Below are 19,205 nucleotides of genomic sequence, written 5' to 3'. Positions count from 1 at the left end.
TCGAAAGATGCTCAGAGGGACTCGGGTGGGTTCCGGAGGACGATGCCGCCACTGTCTCCTCGGGAGCGACCCAGTCGGTGACCGCCTTCGGACGATGGGTCGTCGTTCATCCGGTCGTTGATCTGGCTTATCTCTTCGCACCAGCGTTGGCGTTCCCGGTGTGGCATGGTCAGTACGTCGTCGCGGTCCCATCCGAAGTGATACGCTACGAACGCGACCTCCTCGTAGAGGCGGTCAGGGTCGTACAGTGGCGTCACTCCGTCGGATTTCCCGAGTCGGTCTCTACGGCTTCCTCTGTGGGTGTGGCTTCGGTGAATTCGCTTTCCGGCGACCCTCCGGCGGCGGAACCGCCGCCGAACTCCGCACGGATCTCGTCAGTCGATGCGCCGGTAGCGTCCATCCCTGTTGGCTCCATTCCACTACCGGTGTCCGAGGGTGTGGCGTGAGAGCCGCTCTCTGCGTCGATCTCGAACACTTCGCCGCAGTCCGGACAGGCCGTCTCGACCGCGTTCGTTCCCTGGTTGTTTATCCGCTCGTACATCGCCTGAAGATACTCCAGATCGGTGACGAACAGGTTTTCGATGACGCCCTCGTCCACGGTCTCCAGATCACCGAGTTCCGTGACGACCCGGCCGAGTAGGAGGACAGTCAGATAGGAGGAGTTGGACTGAACGCGCGGGTCCTTCAGCGGCTTGATCTCGTCCGCCGCGGTTGCGAGTCGGATCCGGCCCTCCTTGTGGAGTGTCCCGTCGTCGTCGACGTACCCACGCGGGAGCGTGAACTCGAACTCGGTCTGTAATGCCGCGTCGGTCATCGTCGGTCCTCCCGTCCGACGCAGGTGAGTACGACGCGTTCTGTGAGGCCTGCCGACGTAGAGGTGTGGAGATACCCCTCGTCGTCGATCCGCCACCCGTCACCGTGTCGGTGTCGCGGTACAGTGAATTCAGGGGTCGAACCCTTCTGCGTGCCGGTCATACGTTCTTGCGGTCCATCTCGTCGAACGTGATGACGTACTGTTCGGTGGCGAGGTTAGCCTGTCCGCCCCCGGCGTGGGAGTTGAGGGTAGGCGGTTGATACTCCTTGATCCACGCTTTCGAGAACTCGAAACGGAGGACGGAATCGCCGACTTCGTTCGTGATGATGACGGCGATGTTCTTTCGAGCGTCCTCCATTTTTCCCTGTTCGACGGTCTTGCGCCAATCGTACAGGGTCTCGTTTTCCTTGTTCGCCCCTCGAACGAGGATCAGATCGTCGTACTGCGTATCGCCCCAGAGCTTCCGGTTGTGTCCGGGGTCGTTCCCTTCACGGTACTCTATCTCTTTGGTTCGCTTCGCTGGGAGCTCTACCTCGATGAATCCAGGGACGTTAACGCCGTCGAGTTCGACCTTGAATTCGGTTTGCTTGAGTGGTCCGTGTGTATCTGCCATCGTTGATCGTGTGTTTTGTTTGTTAGTTTCCGTCGTTGGTTGCTACTGTATCAGGTAGGGGTGTCTACGAATCGCCGGTGTCCTGGCTGATGCGGAAGATGACGAACTCTGCCGGCTTGACAGGCGCAACGCCGATCTCGACGACGAGACGACCGTTGTCGATGTCGTCCTGTGTCATTGTCTCTTCCCCGCACCTGACGTAGAAGGCCTCGTCGGCAGTGGACCCCTGAAGGCCGCCGTCTCGCCATACTGTCGTCAGGAAGTTCTCGACCGACTGCGTAACGCGGGCCCAGAGATCCACGTCGTTGGGTTCGAACACTGCCCATTGGGTGCCCTCGTCGATGGACTGCTCGATGAACAGGAACAGTCGTCGAACGTTCACGTACTTCCATTCGGGGTCACTCGACGTGGTCCGTGCGCCCCACAGGCGAATCCCTCGTCCCTGGAAGCTACGGATGCAGTTGACGCCTTTCGGATTGAGAACGTCCTGTTCACCCTTCGTGAGGTCGTGTTGCACTCCGAGCACGCCGCGGACGACCTCGTTCGCGGGGGCCTTGTGAACGCCGTACTCGGCGTCGCTCCGAGCGAACAGACCCGCGATGTGACCGCCAGGCGGGACGAGTTTCTCCTGGTTCGTGAACGGATCCTTCACCGACACCCACGGGTAGTAGTAGGCGGCATACGACGAGTCGACCGGGGTTTCGATCTCCGAGATGGGGCCAGCGGTCTGGGGTGCCTGCAGGACCGCAAACCGTTCGCCCATGTTCTCACAGTGAGCGACCAGCGATTCAGTCAGGCCCTTGATATCGTTTTCGTCCGGGACACAGACGATCGAAATGCCGTCGAGTTTCTTGAACCCGGCAAGTCCGGTGCGCATCCCGGGTTTCTCAGTCCCCTCGTAGTCGCTCAGAGTGACATCCTCGTCAGGTTCGGACTGTTTCGCTTCTGCGGGGTCCGAGATCACCTCGACGTCGACCTCTTCTTCTCCAGACCGGATCTCCTCGAGGCTCTCCACCAGGTCGTCTTTGGATTGGCTTCCGTCGATATCGAACGACCCGGCGATCGACTGTAGCTCGTTGTACGCCAACTCGTCGACGTCCTCGGGGATGTAAACGACTGAGTCGTCCTCCTCTTGCACTTCGAGCACGCCGCCGTCCGAGACTTCCTCGACGGTGTCCCGGTTTAGCCACGTGAGCCCCTCGACGGGGACGCCGTCGTCGACCTTGTTCAGATCGACGAGAACGGAACTCGCGAGTTGCTTCTCGTAGAACTGGCTGGACTCCGGTTCCGTCGAGAGGTCGTCGTATATCTCTTCGGCGTAGGGTGCGGGGTCGGGTTTGTTCGAACTGGGCTTACTAACCTCCTCTAAGTCGCACGACCAGTACCGAACCGTCAGTCGGAAGTGTCCGCTCTCCTCCGCTTCGACGATCGTCGCGATGGAGTTGCCCCACTCACCGGGTCCGTTCGCTTCGACTTCGATAACGTCGTTTAGGTCCTCGTCGACCAGCGTCGCCGTCGCGGTGTCGGTCGGTTCGGCAGCAGTAACGCGACCGATGTAACATCGGCTTCCACCGTTCTTGAAGAACCCGTCGACGGCGGCGTCTAGATCCGACGACGACGGGCTCGAACCGTACATCCGTTCGAACTCCGCGAAGCTCGTTACGAGCCGCGGTTCAACTGGACCGCGTTCAGTCTCACCGAGGAATCCGGCCGTACTCGTACTCACGCCTTCGACGGATTTGGATCCGCTGTCTACCTCTTCAACATAAACGCCTGGGGATTGGTATTCTGGCATTGATCTGCTTGCCTCCAATATCTGATCTACGTGAACCAAATTTTAGGTGTTATAATATAAAACTTATCTATCAAAGACAAATACATGAGGGTAAATGTGAGAGTATTGAACAGAAGTTGGATCGGATCAAAGTTCGGTCTGAGAGAGCACTGCCGCGTTACTCGTCGGGAATGACGCCGACCAGGATCTCCAGCGAGTCCGCGGCCTCGCAAACCTGGTCGTGTGCGTCCGCTAGTTCGAGTACGGGTTCGCCGTCCTCGACGACGGTCTGTAGTTCGGACACTGCTTTGAGATACTGTTCGAGACTGTCCTCGGTCGTATTCTCGTCGAGACACTCGCCGAGGTCGATCAGTTGATCGAGTACCGTCCGGACGTGGCGACGATACGACTCCTCGCGAGCGTCGAACGACTGTAGTTCTTCGTGGGAGAGTTCGACGATTTCGCGAGCGAGACGGCTGCCGTCTCCAGTGTGATCTTCTAACCGCTCGGCCAGCGCTTCGAAAAACCGGATGCGGTCCTTTATCGTTTTGCGCATTACGTACCGCGTTAGGGCCGCTCGGTCCCGTTTGATCTCTTTCATCTCTTCTTCCAGGAACGTGAGCCTGTCGCTGATGCCGACGATGTCTTCCGGAATGTCGTCGGACGCCTGGTCGACCGGTGTTTGATGGGGGTTTTCAGTGTCAGTGACGTGCTCGACGAGTAACCCGAACAGTAGTTCCGCGTCGTACACGAACGGGCGTGCCGTCGCATCGTCCCCGACTCCCCAGGTGCCGTCAGGATTCCGTTCGAACGACCCGAGAAACACCGCCGGGTCCTCGTCGTCGGTCGAAGCGGAACGATGTCGTTCGTGGAACCGCTCGATGGCGCGTCGAGCCAACGCCTCTCGGTCAACCCCGTCGTCCCCGATACGCGGTAGCTCGACGTCCGGGACGTCGATGGTGTTTTCCGGCGGTGACTCCTGGTACGTCAACTCGAACACCTCGACGACGCGGTTCGGTGTGGCACTTTCGTCCGCGGCTTCGGTGGTATCGGGAACCGGCACCGTCTCCATCGCGACCTCGTTGTATCGTAGATACAGGTGAACCTCGTTGCCGGAGGGAGACGGAAGAGATTTCGTCGCTACCTGTTCGACGACGATCGGTCGACCGTTCCCGTCCAGCGCGAAGCCCGGTTCGATCGTTACGTCGAGGCCGTCGTCGGTTTCCGTGATCGACTGGACTCCTAACCCCTGTAGGATCCCGCTTCCGGTAACGAGTCGCGTGATAGTCTGAAGACGTTCTGCGTGATACTCCTGCTCGGCTTCCATGTCGCGAGGAGTCATCAGTTTGCCCTTGAAAAAGCGGTTCTTCTCGAACTGAGACAGATAGCCCCCGTCGCTGTCACTGTAGTCTGAGTGTGGCTCCATAGTCGGTTAGTCTGCTTCGTTATGTTTTGTTTGATCTTAAATATTATTCGCTCGGACGGGAGTTTGAAGTCACGAACGGCTGCCGAAACTCGTCGTTCTCTGCGGTACCATCGTTCAGAAACGGTCAGCAGTCCCGGTTCGATGCACTCGTGTCGGACACACCTATCGGTCTGTCCCCTTAACCAGACTCCTCCGTGAACTCCGCGGACGAGATACCGCCGGAATCACCCCCGGTTAGGAACTCGAACCGCGCACCGCCGGCCTCGCTCTCTGCGATCCGTAACTTCCAGTCGTGGGCTTCGGCGATGGACTTGACGATACTCAGTCCCAGACCCGTACCGCCCCGAGCGTTCGTGTATCCGCGTTCGAGCACCTGTGAGCGTTCTGACTCGGAGATTCCGGGACCGTCGTCTTCCACGTAGAACCCCTCCTGTCCGTCGAGTCGGCCGACGCGAACGGTCAGGTCGTCTGCGGTGACATCACACCCTCTAGTTCGGCGGGACGCTCGGTCCGGACGGTTGCCGTGTCTCGGGGTGTACCCGCCGTATTTTCCGCCGTCTGCGGCGTTGGGGTATCCTTTTCGGTCGGGACCGCGTCCCAGGTCGCGGTCATCTCTCCCGGCTTCGGTCGTCTCGGCGTCGCGGTCGTGCCCGTCGCCGACCTTGTCCTCGACGCTATCGCCGGTTTCCGTCCAGTTGCTCGTGGAACCGCGTTCCACGGAGTCGCCGGACAGTGTCTTGCTGGTAGTCGAACCGTGCTCGACGCTGTTCTGGAACAGGTTCTCGAACAGTTCCTGCAGTCGTGTGGGGTCAGCCCACAGCGTCTCGATGTCCTCCACCGCTAGCGACCCGTCCGGAACACCGGCGGTCCGTGCCGCGGCCTCGGCGACAGGTTTCACGGCGACCGATTCCGCGTCGTCGACCTGTCGGCCCCGTCGAGCGAGCGTGAGCAGGTCGTCGACGATGGTCTCGATCCGCTCGTGCGATCGGCGTATCTTCCGGATCGCCTCGTCGTCGTCGACCTGCCGTGCGACCTCTTCGGTGTACCCCTGGGCGATAGAAAGGGGGTTTCTGATGTCGTGGCTGACCACGCCGGCGAACTCGTCCAGGTATTCGTTCTGCCGTTCGAGCCGTTCCGTCTTTTCGGCTATCTCCCGCTGTTTCTCGACTTCCTCCGTGACATCCCGAAGGTGGACCAGAGTCCCGATTCTGATCCCCCGCTTCCGTATGGGCGGGAGAGACACCGTCACGAATCGACCGTCGTTCAGTTCCGCGGTCGTCTCCTCGCTCCGTTCCACCGCTTCGACGAGGTCGGGCCACTCGGAGAAGCCGTTCGAGACCGTCTTGCCGAGCACGTCGTCGGTCACGTCGAACATCTCTTTGGCAGCGTCGTTAACCGTCGCGACGACCTCGTCGTTGTTGAGCGCGATCACCCCGTCCTCGATGGTGTTTATCGTGGTCTCGCGAGCAATCGGGACGATCTCCAGCAGGTCGTGGTAGTAGAGCGCGTACAGAGTTATCAGTCCGGTCAGGGCGAACCCGATAGGCGTCAGTTCGGCCGCGGACTCAACGATCCCGGCGTTGCCAGCCTGATTGACGAGAAGCGGCGGGAGCAGCGCAGCGACGAGCATCCCCGCCTGCCGTCGGTAGAGCCGGTTTCGCTCGGCGGCGCGAACGATGAGAGCGGCGAGCGAGAGCAGACTGAGACCGTAGCCGTACACGTCGAACGCGCTGTACCACGGTTCCGGGTCGTCGACGATCAACGGCGACGCCGACTGAGCGCCGGCTAACAGAGAGTACGTACCTTCGACCCCAAACGCCGCACCGATCACGAGAAACGGCGCGGCGAGCAGATAGATGCGGCGACCGTCGACGACCCGTTCGTAGTTGGTGAAGTGCGCGATGAAGTAGACCCACCCGACGATGATCAGCCCCGACGTGACCACCGACAGCGCTTCGGCGGCGAGATGGAAGGCGACAGTCGGCACGAGGAGTTCGAAAACGGCGTCGATAGAGGTGCCGGCGATGCCGAGCGCCGAGACCGTCAGCCCGTCGGCCATCGGCGCGTCCCGCCGGTGTGAGACACGAGCGACCGCGACACCGGTCACCGCGGCGAGCATGAAGACGGCTGTCAACCCCGCCGTGGTACTCATTTGTGACGTACTGTTAGATGAGAGGTGAAAAACCATCGGGAAAGGACGGACCTCGTTCGTCCACTGTCGTCGTCTCGACTCTCTCACTCGCGTAACTGAGACGCGCACTGAGCTGTCTTCTGGCCGAGCGTTTACAACCCCGCCCGGAGAACACGGATCCGAATGGAGGGCGTCCTCTGGTATCTGCTCGCGAGTTCCCGCGGCGGCCCCACGAGAGTTCGCGTCCTCCGGCGACTCGACGAACAACCGAGCAACGCGAACCAGTTGGCCGAGCAGTTGGACATGGATTACACGACTATCCGCCACCACCTCGACGTCCTGATGGAGAACAACGTCGTCGATAAGGCGGGTGACGAGTACGCGGCGGTGTACATGCCGACCGACCAGGTCAGAGCCAACTGGGAAACGGTCGAGGAGATATTCGATACGGTCGACGGGGAGGACAGCTGATCATGGACGAACTTTGGACAGAACATAAACCGGCGAACTACCAATGGAGGCACGATGGAGATCTGGATACACGCGGTTAGGGGCGCCGCAGCGGCGAATTTACTCCTGCTCGTCGCGCTCGGGTCCGTCTGGCTCCGGGGGTACCGACAGCACGGGGCGCGGCACACGCTCGGCCTCCTGGTGTTCGCCGGCTTCCTCCTGGTCGAAAACGTCCTGTGGCTGTACTTCTACGTCTTTCACTCCTCGTTCGTCGGCTGGTTCGGTTCCGTGGGGACGGATGTCCAGGTCGGAATCACCCTCCTCTGTGGACTGGAACTGCTTGCTCTGCTCGTTCTTACCCGCATTACCTGGGCCTGACCGCCGGCGTTCGAGAGGCGCGACCGTCACGGTACGCTGACGGCCGACCGCCGCCGAACCCTGGACGAATTTTGGACGCAGTTCGGAAAATCCTCATTTAGCGGACAGGCGACCTCTGACGTATGCGCTGGACACGACGCGCTCTGCTCGGAACGGCAGCAACGACCGTCGCAGTCGCCGGATGCCTCGGCGACGACGACGAAACGGATAGCGGCGACGACGAAACGGACGGCGGCGACGAAACGACGGAGAGAGGACCGTACGCGCGGGGAACGGACGACGAGACGACCGACTCCTCGAACGCGACTGTTGCGGTTCGCGCACACGAGGAGTTGGGGGACATTCTCGTCGGGCCGGACGGCATGACGCTGTACAACTTCGAACAGGACACGCAAGGGGCGGGGGAAAGCACCTGCTACGACGGCTGTGCGGAGAGTTGGCCGCCGCTTACGGTCGAGAGCGACCCGAGCCCGGGCAACGGCGTGACGGCCGCTCTCACGACGTTCGAGCGTGACGACGGGTCGACGCAGGTGTCCGCCAACGGCTGGCCGCTGTACTACTTCGCACCGGACGAGGAGCCGGGTGACGCGAACGGACACGGCGCAAACGATGTCTGGTGGGCGTTACGTCCGGACGGGAGTCTCGTCAAACCGGACGAGTGAGAACGGCTCGGGGGTCCAGCCGGTGGCCTCATACTGTCGGACGTAACTGTTTCAGATATTTCGCGGGAACGTCTCCGCGAAATTCTTCACTGACTTCCGTCCGTCAGTATCAAAATCGCGGCGGCCGGCCCGTCGTCGTCAGTCCTGCGTCGCGGCCGGCCCCTCCGTCGCCTCGGAGCGAACCGGGCCGGTGTGGATGCGTTCCGCCCAGACGTACAGCATGCTGGGGAGAACGAACACGCTCACGACGAACGACGTGAGCAGTGCGAGGACGACGAGCGTCCCGAAGCTCTGGAACTGCGGGCTCGGATGCAGTATCAGCGTCGCGAACGCCCCGACGGAAGTGAGCGTGCTACCGAGGAGCGCGCCCCCGGTACCGGTGACAGCGGTCCGAATGGCGTCGTAAGCGTCGCGGCCTCGCTCCAGTTCGTGTGCGAACCGGTCGCTGATGTGGATGCTGTAGTCGATGCCGAGTCCGATGACGAGGCTTATCAGCAACGCGGTGAGCAGGGTCAGCGGAACGTCGAGAACGTACATCCCCCCGATGACCAGCGCGGTGACCAGGACGATGGGGACGACGGTGAGTGCGCCGAGCGATGCGCTGCCGGTCGCGAGCCGGTAGATGATCGTCAGTACGACGAACACCGCGCCGAGCGCGAGGACGATCGTCTCCAGAATGTTCTCGGCTATCTGGAACGAGATGGTGTCGTTGATCGTCGCCGATCCGACCGCGGTCGCGCTGACGCCATCGCTCTCGTCGGCGACGTCTGCGACGTCGTACATCGCGTCGGCCTGGTCGTCGAACGTGGCCGCCGAATCGATGGGGACGATAACGCGCAGCGAACGGTACTCGCCGTCCGTCCGCTCGATCACCAGTCCGGCCTGGTCCGGGGCGGTCTCGTACAGCGCGTCGTACACGGCCTCGACGTTCCTGTCGGGGACGCCGTCGCCGTCGGTATCGCTCTCGTGGTAGAGTTCGGCGAACTCATCGTCCCGGGCGGCGGCCTCCTGCATGACGGAGAGGGGCGAGACGAACGGGGCGGTCCCTCCCTGCTCGAAGACGACGTCGGTGTCTCGTGCCGCCTGTTGACTCTCGTGTACGCGTTCTAACGCCTTCGGCGCGGTTACGTCGCCTTCGATGAGTATCTGTGACTGCCTGCGCTGGCTCTCGTCGGCCTCGCGGTACTGGTCGTCCACGTAGCTCGATCGCTTTTCGTACGCTGCCTGGTCCCAGCCGAGCGGGCCGGGGAGGTCCTGTTTCCACTCGGCCACTTCGTCGGTCTGTTGTTGGAAGCTCTGCCTGTCGAGCGACGTCCAGGTGGCGGCCCCGGCGGTCCCGGCGACCAGCGCCAGCACGATGACGACGGGAGCCGCCTTCCGCGCTAGCGTCGCGCCGCTAGCGAGGAACGGCCCGACTATGCTGCCGCGGCCCAGCGCGCGCTTGTGCCGGTCGATACCGAACCGTTCGAGCAGACCGTCCGCGCTCACCTTGAGCGCGGGAACGATCGTCACGAAGATGACGAACGCCGAGACGACGCCCATCGTGATTCCGATGCTCAGGTTCCGGATGCTCGGCCACGCGGCCGTCACGTTCGAGAGGAACCCGATAGCGGCCGTGACGGTAACGAGCGCGAGCGCAACGGCGACGGCCCGTAGCGACCGGGCCATCGGACGTCTGATGCCTTCGTCCTCGCCGCGTTCCTCGCGGTAGCGCTGGAACACGTGGAGGCCGAAGTCGATGCTCAGCCCCACGATGAGAACCGGGCCGATGACCAGGGTCATGCCGGCCGACACCTTCAGCCAGCCGAGGATTCCGAACATCCAGACCAGCGAGAGGATCACGCCGGTAAATCCGATGATCACGTCGACCAGATCGCGGTAGGAGAACGCGAGAACGGCCAGGATAAGCGCCAGCGCGACCGGGAGTATCAGCTCAGCGGTGTTCGTAAACTGGTGTTCGCTGTAGTCGGCGAAAGCGTTCTGTCCGAGGGTGAAGTACTCGGGGGAGTCGCGCGATTCCGCCTCGTCGTAGAGGGCTTTCTGCGCCGCCGCGACGGTGGAATCGTCGTCCTCACCGCCGACCGTCTGGTCGAACCGGAACAGGATGCGCGTGCTCTCGGCGCTCGGGGTTCCCGGTTCGTAGTCGTTCGGCAGCAGGCGAAGCGCGGGCGAATCCTCGGAGAGCGTCGCCGAGACGACCCGACGAACTTCGTCTTCGTCCATCGATTCGAGGGTTTCTCTCTGCGTCGCGAGGCTCGCGTTGGGGTCCTCTGCGGCCCGCTTGGCGATGATAGTCGCAACGCTGACACTTCCCTCGTCGGTCGCGAGCGCGGTACTCACCGAATCGTTCTCCTGCACCGACTGCTGGTACCGGAGCGACCCGATCAGCGACTCCTTCGACAGGGCGTTTCCGTTCTCGTCCCTGACGTAGACCGACGAAACGGTGACGTTCTCGTTTCCGGGTTGATCGTAGTTATCCTGAATGTACTCCCCCTTCTGCATGATCTCGGTGTCGTTGAACGCGTCGGCGTCTCCCGCCTCGCTCTGAGTCTGGAGGTCGGTCATTCCCACGGCCATCACGCCCGTGAGAGCCAGCATCAACAGGATGGCGATCCGGTTGTGCGTCGTGACGAAGTCGACGATCTTGTCGAATGCACCCCCCATTATCGCCCTCCATCGGTCCCTTGCGAGGCGGTCAGCGATCTGTGCCTCCGGTACCCGTTCCCGGGCCGGCATCGACGCCGGTCGTTCTCGTTCCGTCGATACGTTCGTTCCCTCGGAGAATATCTCCGCGGAGACGTACGGTTTCGGCTCACAGCATAGCAGTCCCCCGGCTACTTAAAAAAACGGGCGTCACGGTTGCAGAGATTGAAACTGTGAGGCGGACTGGTGAAACGGCCGTTCTCAGCCGCTAGATGAGCCGAAAACGTCTCCGATCGCTGTCAACCGCTCCGCGATGCGGTCCGCCCACAGCACGCTCAGACAGCACGACCACAGTATCGCCGTGGCGGTCGGCGAGTGTCCGGACAGCACCACTCCGTGGAACGCATCGGTGACGGGGTACAGCACGGGGATACCCGTAGGCGTCGTCGCGTCGACGGCGAGGTGGGAGGCGTAGCCGACGGCCGTGGCCCCGCCGGCCCGGCGGTCGGCGACGATCCACGTCAGCGTCGCCGCGACCGCAAGCGCAAGCCCCGTGTGAGTGAGACCTCGGTGGACGAGCGGGAAGTCAAAGGCCGCGGGGAAGAGGAAGTCGGCGTCCGCCAGCAGCCCGCCGACGAGGCCCGCCTTGGGCGCATCGAACAGCCGCGCGCCGAGGGTGTACCCGATGACCGCGTGCGTGGCGATGGCGACGGCGAGGAAGACAGCGTGGCCGCCGGGGTAGGTCAGACCGAGCGTCACGGTCGGATATCTATCCGAGAAACCATACCTTTTCTGCCACCTCCGACGGACGTTTTTTACCGGTCTGACTCCTTCCATCGTACCGCACCCTATGGCTTCGCCCCCGCCTCGCGTGACCGTCCTGTCGAGCGACCTCGTCACGCGCTGTCGCGCTGCCCAGGTCCGTGACGCCCTGAGATACGCCGACCCCGACGCGCTCTTGCTTTCAGACCCCGGCGCGCTGGTTCGCCTCCGAGCGGCAACACCAGATCTGGTCGAGGAGTTCGGGCCGCTTCTCGTCCCCGGCGACGCGAATCGCGGCGACCCGGCACACCACCGGATCCGCGGCGTCGACCTTGTCGTGCCGACGACGGACGAGGGGCTAGCCGAGATCGAAGCGCTCGAATCTGCCGGGACGGTCGAGCCGTCGACGGAGACGTACGTCATTAGCGACCGTCTCGACGTCTCCGTTCGCCCGACGAGCCTCGAGGCCACGCTTTCCGGCGTTACGACGTACCGCGAATCGCTCGCACCTGACGCGCTCGGCGGGTCGTACACCCACGTTTCGACGGCCGCACCGGTCGACTACTACCGCGAGTGGGACGGCCTCACTGCCGCCGGCGCTGGGCCGGACGCCGACAGCGTAGCGACGGGGACGGGACGCGGAGGCGCGGAGATACCGACGCTGCAGTTTCACTCGGACGGGACGGTCTGTTCGACCGCCATCGCAACGACGCGGCTCGGCCTTCGGGCGCTCTCCGGCGTCGGCGAGACGACCGCGGGGCGGCTCCGCGAGGCGGGGTACGCCGACCCCGAGGCGGTCGCGGAGGCTCAGCCCGCCGACCTGCTCGACGTTTCAGGGGTCGGACGGGAGTCCGCGGAGACGATCTGTGACCACGCCCGGGCGCTAGAGGCCGGCGAGGTCGTCCGCTACGGCGACGAGTACGTTCCGGACCGCGAACCGGTGTTTATCGACATCGAAACGGACGGACTGACGCCGACGGTCGTCTGGCTGATCGGCGTTCTCGACCGCGAGGGCGAGGAGACGTACATGTCCTTCCTGAACCGCGACCCCGACGACCCGGGCCGGGCCGTGGAAGCGTTCGTCTCGTGGTACGCGGCCAACGCTCGCGGGCGTCCGGTCGTCGCCTACAACGGCCTCTCCTTCGACTTCCCGACGATCGCCGACCACGTCGAACGACACTGTCCCGAGCACCTCGACGACTGGGAGAGTACCTACACGTTCGACCCGTACTACTGGGCGGTCCGCCAGGATAACGCCGTGTTTCCGGGGCGCACGAACAAACTCGGCGACGTCGCGGCGGCGCTCGGCTGGGAGACCGACGACACCGGACTCACCGGGGCGGCGGTCGGCCGCGCGTACCGACAGTGGATGCGAGAGCGCACGGCCGAGGCCGAACCGGACTGGGAGCGTCACGAACGGTACTGCGAGGACGACGTCCGCTCTCTCGCGTTCGTATACGACGCCCTCACGGCCGCTAGCGGGAGCTCTCAGCAGCGGACTTCGTCGAGCCACTCCGGGTCGGCGACCGGTGACGACACCTCGCAAGGAACACTCACGGACTTCTGATATGACTGATGACAACGCGACCGCGGCGGACGAGACAGCGGGATGGAGCGAGCGGGTCGACGTGCTCTCCCCGGAGAGACTCCGCGACCGATTCCCCGAGTACGAGGGCCAGATCGCCCACACGGCGGCCCAGCCCGCCGAAGACGCCGACTACGTGGACGCCGCGTCCGTCCTCGGCGACGCGCTGGCGGCGGAACTCGGCCACGACCTGTACGAGCACCAGGCCGAGGCGATAGAGCGGTTACTCGACGGCGAGAACGTCGCCGTCGCGACGGCCACGTCGTCCGGAAAGACGTTCGTCTACGCGCTGTACTTCGCGCTCCTGAAGCGGGAGAACCCGGACGCACGGGCGCTGTTCTGCTTCCCGACGAAGGCGCTCTCCCGCGACCAGGAGGGGGCACTGAACGACCTCTACGGCGATCTCGGGCTGGATGTCACCGTCGCGGTGTACGACGGCGACACCCCGCGGGACCGCCGCCGAGCGATCCGCGAGAGCGCGGACGTGATCGTCTCTAACTTCGCCGGGATCAACGTCTACCTCGGCCACCACCGGAAGTGGCGCGACTGCTTGGCGAACTGCGAACTCCTCGCCGTCGACGAGTCGCACTCCTACACGGGGGTTCACGGGATGCATGTGGCGTGGACGCTCCGTCGCCTCCGGCGCGTTCTCGACTACTACGGGAGCGACCCGAGCCTCGTCTGTACGACGGCGACCATCGGCAACCCGGCCGACCACGCTGAGGCGCTCACCGGCGAACCGTTCTCGGTTGTCGACGAGGACGGCAGTCCGCACGGGCGGCGGGAGATAGTGTTCTGGGACCCGCCGTTCGACGAGGACCCGGCCGAGGAGTACGACATCGAGGAGTTCCTCGGCGCGAAACGCAGCGCCAACAGCGAGGCGAGCGACGTGCTTGCCCATCTCGGCCTGAACGGGGTACAGACCCTGCTGTTCGCTCGCTCCCGGCAAGGGACGGAACTCGCAGCGAAGGCGGCGGAGCGCGCCGCGGGAGACCACCCGGCGGGCGGCTACCTCTCGGTCGAACCGTACCACGCGGGCCACGGGAAAGAGAGCAGGCGAAGCACCGAGTACCGCCTCAAGTCGGGCGACCTCGACGGCGTCGTCTCGACGAACGCGCTGGAACTCGGCATCGACGTCGGCTCCGTCGATGCCGCGGTCGTCGCGGGCTACCCCGGCACGCGACAGTCGTTCTGGCAGCAGGTCGGGCGGGCGGGGCGCGGAACGGCGGACGCGCTCGCGGTGCTTGTCGCCCACGCCGACGCCATCGACCAGTACGTGCTGGACAACCCCGACTACCTGCTCGGCGACGCGATGGAGGACGCGGTAGTCGACCTGGAGAACAACGCGGTGTACGCGAGACACCTGCTCTGTGCGGCCGACGAACTGCCGCTCACCCGCAATGATTCCCGGTGGTTCGACGGCGAGGACCGACTGGAACGCGGCGTCGAGATGTGGAAAGACGCCGGCCGGTTCGTCGGTCACCTCGACCACGGCGTCCAGTACGACGGCCCGCCGCGCCCGCAAGCCGACATCTCGATGTACGCCACCTCCGGCGAGCAGTTCGACGTCCGCTGCGAGGACGGCGAGATAGAGATGGAGCCGATAGACCGCGAACGGGCCTACCGCGACTTCCATCCGGGCGCGCTGACGCTCCACGACGGCACCGAGTACGAGGTGGTGGAACTCGAAGAGGACGTTCCCCGCCCGTACGTCACCGTCCGGGAGGCCCGGACCAACGAGTACACGCGGACGCTCTCCGAGAAGTCCGTTTCGGACCTCGACCGCCGGCGGGAGCGCGACCTCGGTGACGGGTTCACGCTCTGTTTCGGGACGGGCACCGTTTCGATCCACTACAGCCACTACAAGCGGATCGAAATCGAGACAGGTCGGACGAAGGGTGCGCCCGAACCGACCGGCCTGCCCCCGATCGAGTTGCGGACGCAACTGATGTGGGTCGAGACGCCGCGCTCGCTGTTCGAGACGGTCGTTGAGGACGTTCCCGACGAACTGCTCGCCGAACCGTCAGCGTCCGCATCGCTCGGGACGAAAGAGTGGACGTTCCTCGGCGGCCTCCACGGGGCCGAACACGCGATGATCAAACTCGCACCGCTGGAACTGCGGATGGACAAGGGGGACATGGGCGGTCTGAGCATCAATCGCCACCCCGAGACCGACGTGCCGACGTGGTTCATCCACGACACAGTCGAGGGGGGCATCGGATTCGCGAAGGGGATCTACGAGAACGTCGAGTCGGTGCTAGAGCGGACGCGCGAACGCGTCGCCGACTGCGACTGCGGCGGCGTCAACGGCTGCCCGGCGTGTCTCATGGACGTGCAGTGCGGCAACGGCAACGAACCGCTGCACGCGCCGGCGACGGTACGGATCGTCGACGCGGTACTCGACCAGTTCGACTGAACGTGCGACCCGCCGAATACATATAGCCCCCGCCGAACGGACGGAGATATGATTGTAGCCATGGACCCCATACCGAAAGGGTCCGTTCGTCGTAATAGACAATGAACGCTGACCAGACCACCCCCGTCGAACGCGTCGCCGAGACCGAGTCCGCAACCGAAGCCGTCGTCATCGCCACCGCCGAAGCGACAGACGCTGACCCGCTGGAACTGGACCCTCTCTTCGACGCCGTCGACCCGGACGCGCTAAATCGACTCTTCGAGTCGAGCGACGACGGGAGTGACCGGCCGAGCGGTCGTATCGAGTTCACCTACGCCGGCTGTGACGTGTCAGTGTACGCCGACCGGCGCGTCGTCGTCTCCCCGACGCCGGCACCGACGGCATCCGCGACGCAGACGGCGACCTCCGACTGATCGCGTTCTCCTACGAGACACTCTCTTCCCCGCAGATGCTTCCGTTTCCTGCCCCCAAACGGTCGCGCGACCGCACCGGGGGAGTCAGTCCGACGACTCGCCGCCGTCCGCGAGCATCGTCTCCCGCTGTTCTTCGAGCCACTCCCACTCGCGCGTCTTGAGGCCGCGCTCGGCCAAGTTCCACGGGTCGCCGCTGTCGATGCGAGCGCCTTCGAGCCACGACACGACGATGTTCCAGACGAAGATCAGTTGGCCGACCGCCAGGATGAACGCGCCGAGGGTCGCCGCCTGATGCAGGTCGATGAAGTAGGTCTGCGGGCCGACGGACAGGTTGTAGGTGGCGTACCGGCGCGGCATTCCGCCGTAGCCGAGGAGGACCATGGGGAAAAACGTGAGGTTGGTCCCGACCATCGTGAGCCAGAAGTGCCACTTCGCAAGCGTGCGCTGGTACCACCTGCCCGTTACGAGGGGGAACCAGTAGTAGATGCCGGCGAACACGGCGAAGGCGATGGCACCCATGATGACGTAGTGGAAGTGCGCGACGACGTGGTACGTGTCGTGGAGCACGAGGTCGACCGGGATCGCAGCCTCGAACACGCCGGTGACGCCGCCGATGATGAAGTTCGCCACGAAGCCGATACAGAACAGCATCGGCGCTCGCAGTCGCAACGCACCGTTCCACATCGTCGCGATCCAGTTGAACGTCTTGACCGCGCTCGGGATGGCGATGGCGATGGAAACCGCCATGAAGCTAGCCCGGAGCCGGGGGTCGATACCCGTCGCGAACATGTGGTGGGCCCAGACGCCGAACGAGAGGACGCCGAGCGCCAGCGTCGAGTAGACGACGTATTTGAACCCGAACAGCTTCCGTCCCGCGAACCGCGGGAGGACGTAACTGATGATCCCCATCGGCGGGAGGACGAGGATGTACACTTCGGGATGTCCGAAGAACCAAAACAGGTGTTGCCAGAGGATAGTGCCGCCGCCGTCCACGGCGAAGAACGTCGTCCCGAAGTTCCGGTCCAGCAGGAGCATGACGAGCGCGCTCCCGAGGAGCGGGAACGCGAAGATGATCTGCCCGGACTGGACCAGCACGGTCCACGAGACCATGTCGAGGTTGCTCCAGCCGACCTCTTCGCCTCGCTCGGTGAAGATGGTCGCGACGAAGTTGATCGCACCCATCGTCGCGGAGACGCCGGTGAGATGCAAGCCGAGGATCATCAGGTCGACCCCGGGGTTCGTCTGCTCGACCGACAGCGGCGGGTAGATAGTCCAGGCGGTCTGAGCGCCCTCGATAGCCCCGAACGGTTCCAGCAGGATACCGCCCCAGATCAACAGCGCTCCCGGCGGCAACAGCCAGAAGGCGATGGCGTTGATCCGGGGGAACGCCATGTCGTCCGCGCCGATGAGAAGCGGGATCAGGTAGTTCGAGAACGCCGCGAGGATCGGCGTCCCGAACAGGAACAGCATCGTGATGCCGTGACTAGTCAGCAAGACGTTGTACGTGGACGTGGTGACGATGTCGGAGGTCGGCGTCATCAGTTCCGTCCGCATCAGGAGGACTGCGAGGCCGCCCCACGCGAACGAGAGGATCGCAAAGACCCCGTAGAGGATCCCGATGTCCTTGTGGTCGACCGTCGTCAGCCACCGGACGAGGCCGCCGGGTTTCTCCGCGTGACCGTAGTCTCCTTCGGTTCCTGTCTGGCCCGACCCCGCCGGTACGTACGAACGACGCCCTTCGAGCGTAGAAACCCACCGGCCGACGGTGAGAAGGACCAGAGCCATCACCCCCGTCAACACCAACTGAGCCGTTCCGTTTGCCATGCCGGGGGTTTAGTTCGATCCGGAAAAGGAGTTCTCCGTCACATGTTCGGTTTCGCTTTTTACGTGCTTCGGCAGGCTATCCGTCAGAACAGTCGGACGGCGACGACCGCGGCGAACCCCGTGGCCCCGAGTGCCGCGAGTCCGTCGCCCATGCCCGATAGGACCCCTGTGACGGGGTCACCTCCGAGAAGCGGTCCGAGAACCTGTAGGGCGACGCCCGCGGCGAGAGCGGCGACGACTGCCGTCGCCGCGGCGTCGCTCCCGGGGAACTTACCGTCGGTGTGCGGGTAGAACAGGAGGACGAATCCGACGACAGTCAGGCTGAGAAACCCCGCCAGCATCGCATCGACGTGGGCCGTGCGGAGCGCGGCGAGCGGTCCGGCGCGGGTCGCCATCCCGACGCCGAGGCCGGCTCCGACAGCGCCGAACGCCGCCCCCGCGGCGATGCCGTAGAAGCCGACGAACGACCGCGAGGTCCGGAAGAAGAGGGTCCCGACGATGACGGCCCAGCCGAGCAGTCCGACGGCCTGAGTCGCGGCCGCGAGGCGAAAGTCGGCCCCGCCCCAGAGGTGGACCGCGAGCATCCCCGGCCCGACGGCAGCGGCGGGGAGTGTCACGGCGACGACTGCCGTCGGCGGATCGGCACTGCAAAACCCCGGAAGCAGGCGCGTCCCGAGCGCGACGATCAGCAGGCCGGCGGTGCCTGCGGCAAACAGGTGGGTGGTCCGCGGGTCGGTGCCGACCGCTCCGTCAGTCGTCGCCGCGAGTAGCCCTGCGGTCCCGACGAGCAGGTAGGTAAGGGCGACCCCGACGAACGGGAGCGCGAACCGGGCGCTCCAGCGGTCCTCGCCCGACCCCCACCGCTCGAAACGTGTCAGTTCCGGGCCGACCGTCCACAGCAGGCCGCCGAGAAAGAGGACGACGCCGAGCGTCCATGCTGCGCTTCCCGCGACGCCGACGACGCGTGGAGTCAAGCCGGCCCGCGCGCCGACCAGCGCTATCGCGCCGCCCGCGGCGAGCGGCAAGTGGACTGCCGGGACGGACGCGGACGCCAGCGTCCGTCCGGCAAACGACGGGATCAACAGGTACGCCTTCCCGAAGACGACGGGCAAGACGAACCCCAGTAGCGCGGCGGCCACCTCTACCCCGTGGTCCGCGCCGAGGAGCACACCGATCCGCCAACAGGCGAACCCGACGGCGCTCGTGGCCACGTAGCGTCGCGTCCAGCGGTCGATACTCCGATTCATCGGCGGATGCGGACACGAGCGTTCTGGGACTGGTTCGTGGTCATCGTCCGCGGGATACGCGGCCCCG

Annotated in this window: 17 protein-coding genes; 6 read left to right on the top strand and 11 right to left on the bottom strand. The window is 64.3% G+C overall.

Annotation, left to right across the window (positions count from 1 at the left end; genetic code table 11):
* Nucleotides 1-11: 11 nt before the first annotated feature.
* The 7 genes from EYW42_RS07410 to EYW42_RS07385 all read right to left on the bottom strand — a co-directional run bounded on the left by EYW42_RS07410 (nt 12) and on the right by EYW42_RS07385 (nt 6,779).
* On the bottom strand, nt 12-257 hold the full coding sequence (locus EYW42_RS07410; protein ID WP_135534611.1) for a DUF6760 family protein: 246 nt from the start codon (nt 255-257) through the stop codon (nt 12-14).
* On the bottom strand, nt 254-814 hold the full coding sequence (locus EYW42_RS07405) for a hypothetical protein (protein ID WP_135534610.1): 561 nt from the start codon (nt 812-814) through the stop codon (nt 254-256). Before EYW42_RS07405 ends, EYW42_RS07410 begins: the two co-directional genes overlap by 4 nt.
* The gene (locus EYW42_RS19460) at nt 811-975 is read right to left on the bottom strand and encodes a hypothetical protein (RefSeq protein WP_161972924.1); all 165 of its coding nucleotides are present in this window, start codon (nt 973-975) and stop codon (nt 811-813) included. The genes EYW42_RS07405 and EYW42_RS19460 overlap by 4 nt, the downstream gene beginning before the upstream one ends.
* Complete coding sequence (locus EYW42_RS07400) at nt 972-1,427, bottom strand: phage tail protein (RefSeq protein WP_135534609.1); 456 nt, start codon at nt 1,425-1,427, stop codon at nt 972-974. The genes EYW42_RS19460 and EYW42_RS07400 overlap by 4 nt, the downstream gene beginning before the upstream one ends.
* A gap of 64 nt (nt 1,428-1,491) precedes the next feature.
* On the bottom strand, nt 1,492-3,222 hold the full coding sequence (locus EYW42_RS07395) for a phage tail sheath family protein (RefSeq protein WP_135534608.1): 1,731 nt from the start codon (nt 3,220-3,222) through the stop codon (nt 1,492-1,494).
* Between the two features lie 157 nt (nt 3,223-3,379).
* The gene (locus EYW42_RS07390) at nt 3,380-4,627 is read right to left on the bottom strand and encodes a hypothetical protein (protein WP_135534607.1); all 1,248 of its coding nucleotides are present in this window, start codon (nt 4,625-4,627) and stop codon (nt 3,380-3,382) included.
* Nucleotides 4,628-4,805: 178 nt separating this feature from the next.
* Nucleotides 4,806-6,779, bottom strand: coding sequence for a histidine kinase N-terminal 7TM domain-containing protein (locus EYW42_RS07385; RefSeq protein WP_161972923.1), 1,974 nt, complete (start codon nt 6,777-6,779; stop codon nt 4,806-4,808).
* Between the two features lie 162 nt (nt 6,780-6,941).
* On the opposite strand from EYW42_RS07385, the gene EYW42_RS07380 reads away from it, so the two are divergent.
* The 3 genes from EYW42_RS07380 (at nt 6,942) to EYW42_RS07370 (ending at nt 8,248) form a co-directional block, all read left to right on the top strand.
* Nucleotides 6,942-7,229 (top strand): winged helix-turn-helix domain-containing protein, encoded by a 288-nt coding sequence (locus EYW42_RS07380; protein WP_135534605.1) that lies wholly within the window; start codon nt 6,942-6,944, stop codon nt 7,227-7,229.
* 54 nt (nt 7,230-7,283) lie between these two features.
* Entirely contained in the window at nt 7,284-7,586 is a 303-nt protein-coding gene (locus EYW42_RS07375; RefSeq protein ID WP_135534604.1) for a hypothetical protein, read from the top strand.
* Nucleotides 7,587-7,708: 122 nt separating this feature from the next.
* A complete protein-coding gene (locus EYW42_RS07370) occupies nt 7,709-8,248 on the top strand; it encodes a COG4315 family predicted lipoprotein (protein WP_135534603.1) in 540 nt (179 codons plus the stop codon).
* Between the two features lie 138 nt (nt 8,249-8,386).
* Here EYW42_RS07370 and EYW42_RS07365 read toward each other — a convergent pair whose 3' ends face one another.
* Complete coding sequence (locus EYW42_RS07365) at nt 8,387-10,912, bottom strand: efflux RND transporter permease subunit (RefSeq protein ID WP_161972922.1); 2,526 nt, start codon at nt 10,910-10,912, stop codon at nt 8,387-8,389.
* Nucleotides 10,913-11,152: 240 nt separating this feature from the next.
* Nucleotides 11,153-11,650: a metal-dependent hydrolase gene (locus tag EYW42_RS07360; RefSeq protein WP_202613826.1), complete on the bottom strand. Its 498-nt coding sequence runs from the start codon at nt 11,648-11,650 to the stop codon at nt 11,153-11,155.
* Nucleotides 11,651-11,741: 91 nt separating this feature from the next.
* On the opposite strand from EYW42_RS07360, the gene EYW42_RS07355 reads away from it, so the two are divergent.
* The 3 genes from EYW42_RS07355 to EYW42_RS07345 all read left to right on the top strand — a co-directional run bounded on the left by EYW42_RS07355 (nt 11,742) and on the right by EYW42_RS07345 (nt 16,067).
* Nucleotides 11,742-13,220, top strand: coding sequence for a ribonuclease H-like domain-containing protein (locus EYW42_RS07355; RefSeq protein ID WP_135534600.1), 1,479 nt, complete (start codon nt 11,742-11,744; stop codon nt 13,218-13,220).
* A 1-nt stretch (nt 13,221) separates the two neighbouring features.
* Complete coding sequence (locus EYW42_RS07350; RefSeq protein ID WP_135534599.1) at nt 13,222-15,654, top strand: DEAD/DEAH box helicase; 2,433 nt, start codon at nt 13,222-13,224, stop codon at nt 15,652-15,654.
* A 101-nt stretch (nt 15,655-15,755) separates the two neighbouring features.
* The gene (locus EYW42_RS07345; protein ID WP_135534598.1) at nt 15,756-16,067 is read left to right on the top strand and encodes a HalOD1 output domain-containing protein; all 312 of its coding nucleotides are present in this window, start codon (nt 15,756-15,758) and stop codon (nt 16,065-16,067) included.
* Between the two features lie 84 nt (nt 16,068-16,151).
* On the opposite strand, the gene EYW42_RS07340 is transcribed toward EYW42_RS07345, so the two are convergent.
* On the bottom strand, nt 16,152-17,891 hold the full coding sequence (locus tag EYW42_RS07340) for a cbb3-type cytochrome c oxidase subunit I (protein WP_135534597.1): 1,740 nt from the start codon (nt 17,889-17,891) through the stop codon (nt 16,152-16,154).
* Nucleotides 17,892-17,974: 83 nt separating this feature from the next.
* The gene (locus tag EYW42_RS07335; protein WP_135534596.1) at nt 17,975-19,138 is read right to left on the bottom strand and encodes a hypothetical protein; all 1,164 of its coding nucleotides are present in this window, start codon (nt 19,136-19,138) and stop codon (nt 17,975-17,977) included.
* Nucleotides 19,139-19,205: the final 67 nt, after the last annotated feature.

It is taken from the genome of Halostella pelagica, assembly GCF_004762015.1.
Classification (GTDB): Archaea; Halobacteriota; Halobacteria; order Halobacteriales; family Natronoarchaeaceae; genus Halostella; species Halostella pelagica.
Note: the sequence above shows the minus strand (reverse complement) of the source record. Positions and strands in the feature narration are given on the sequence as shown.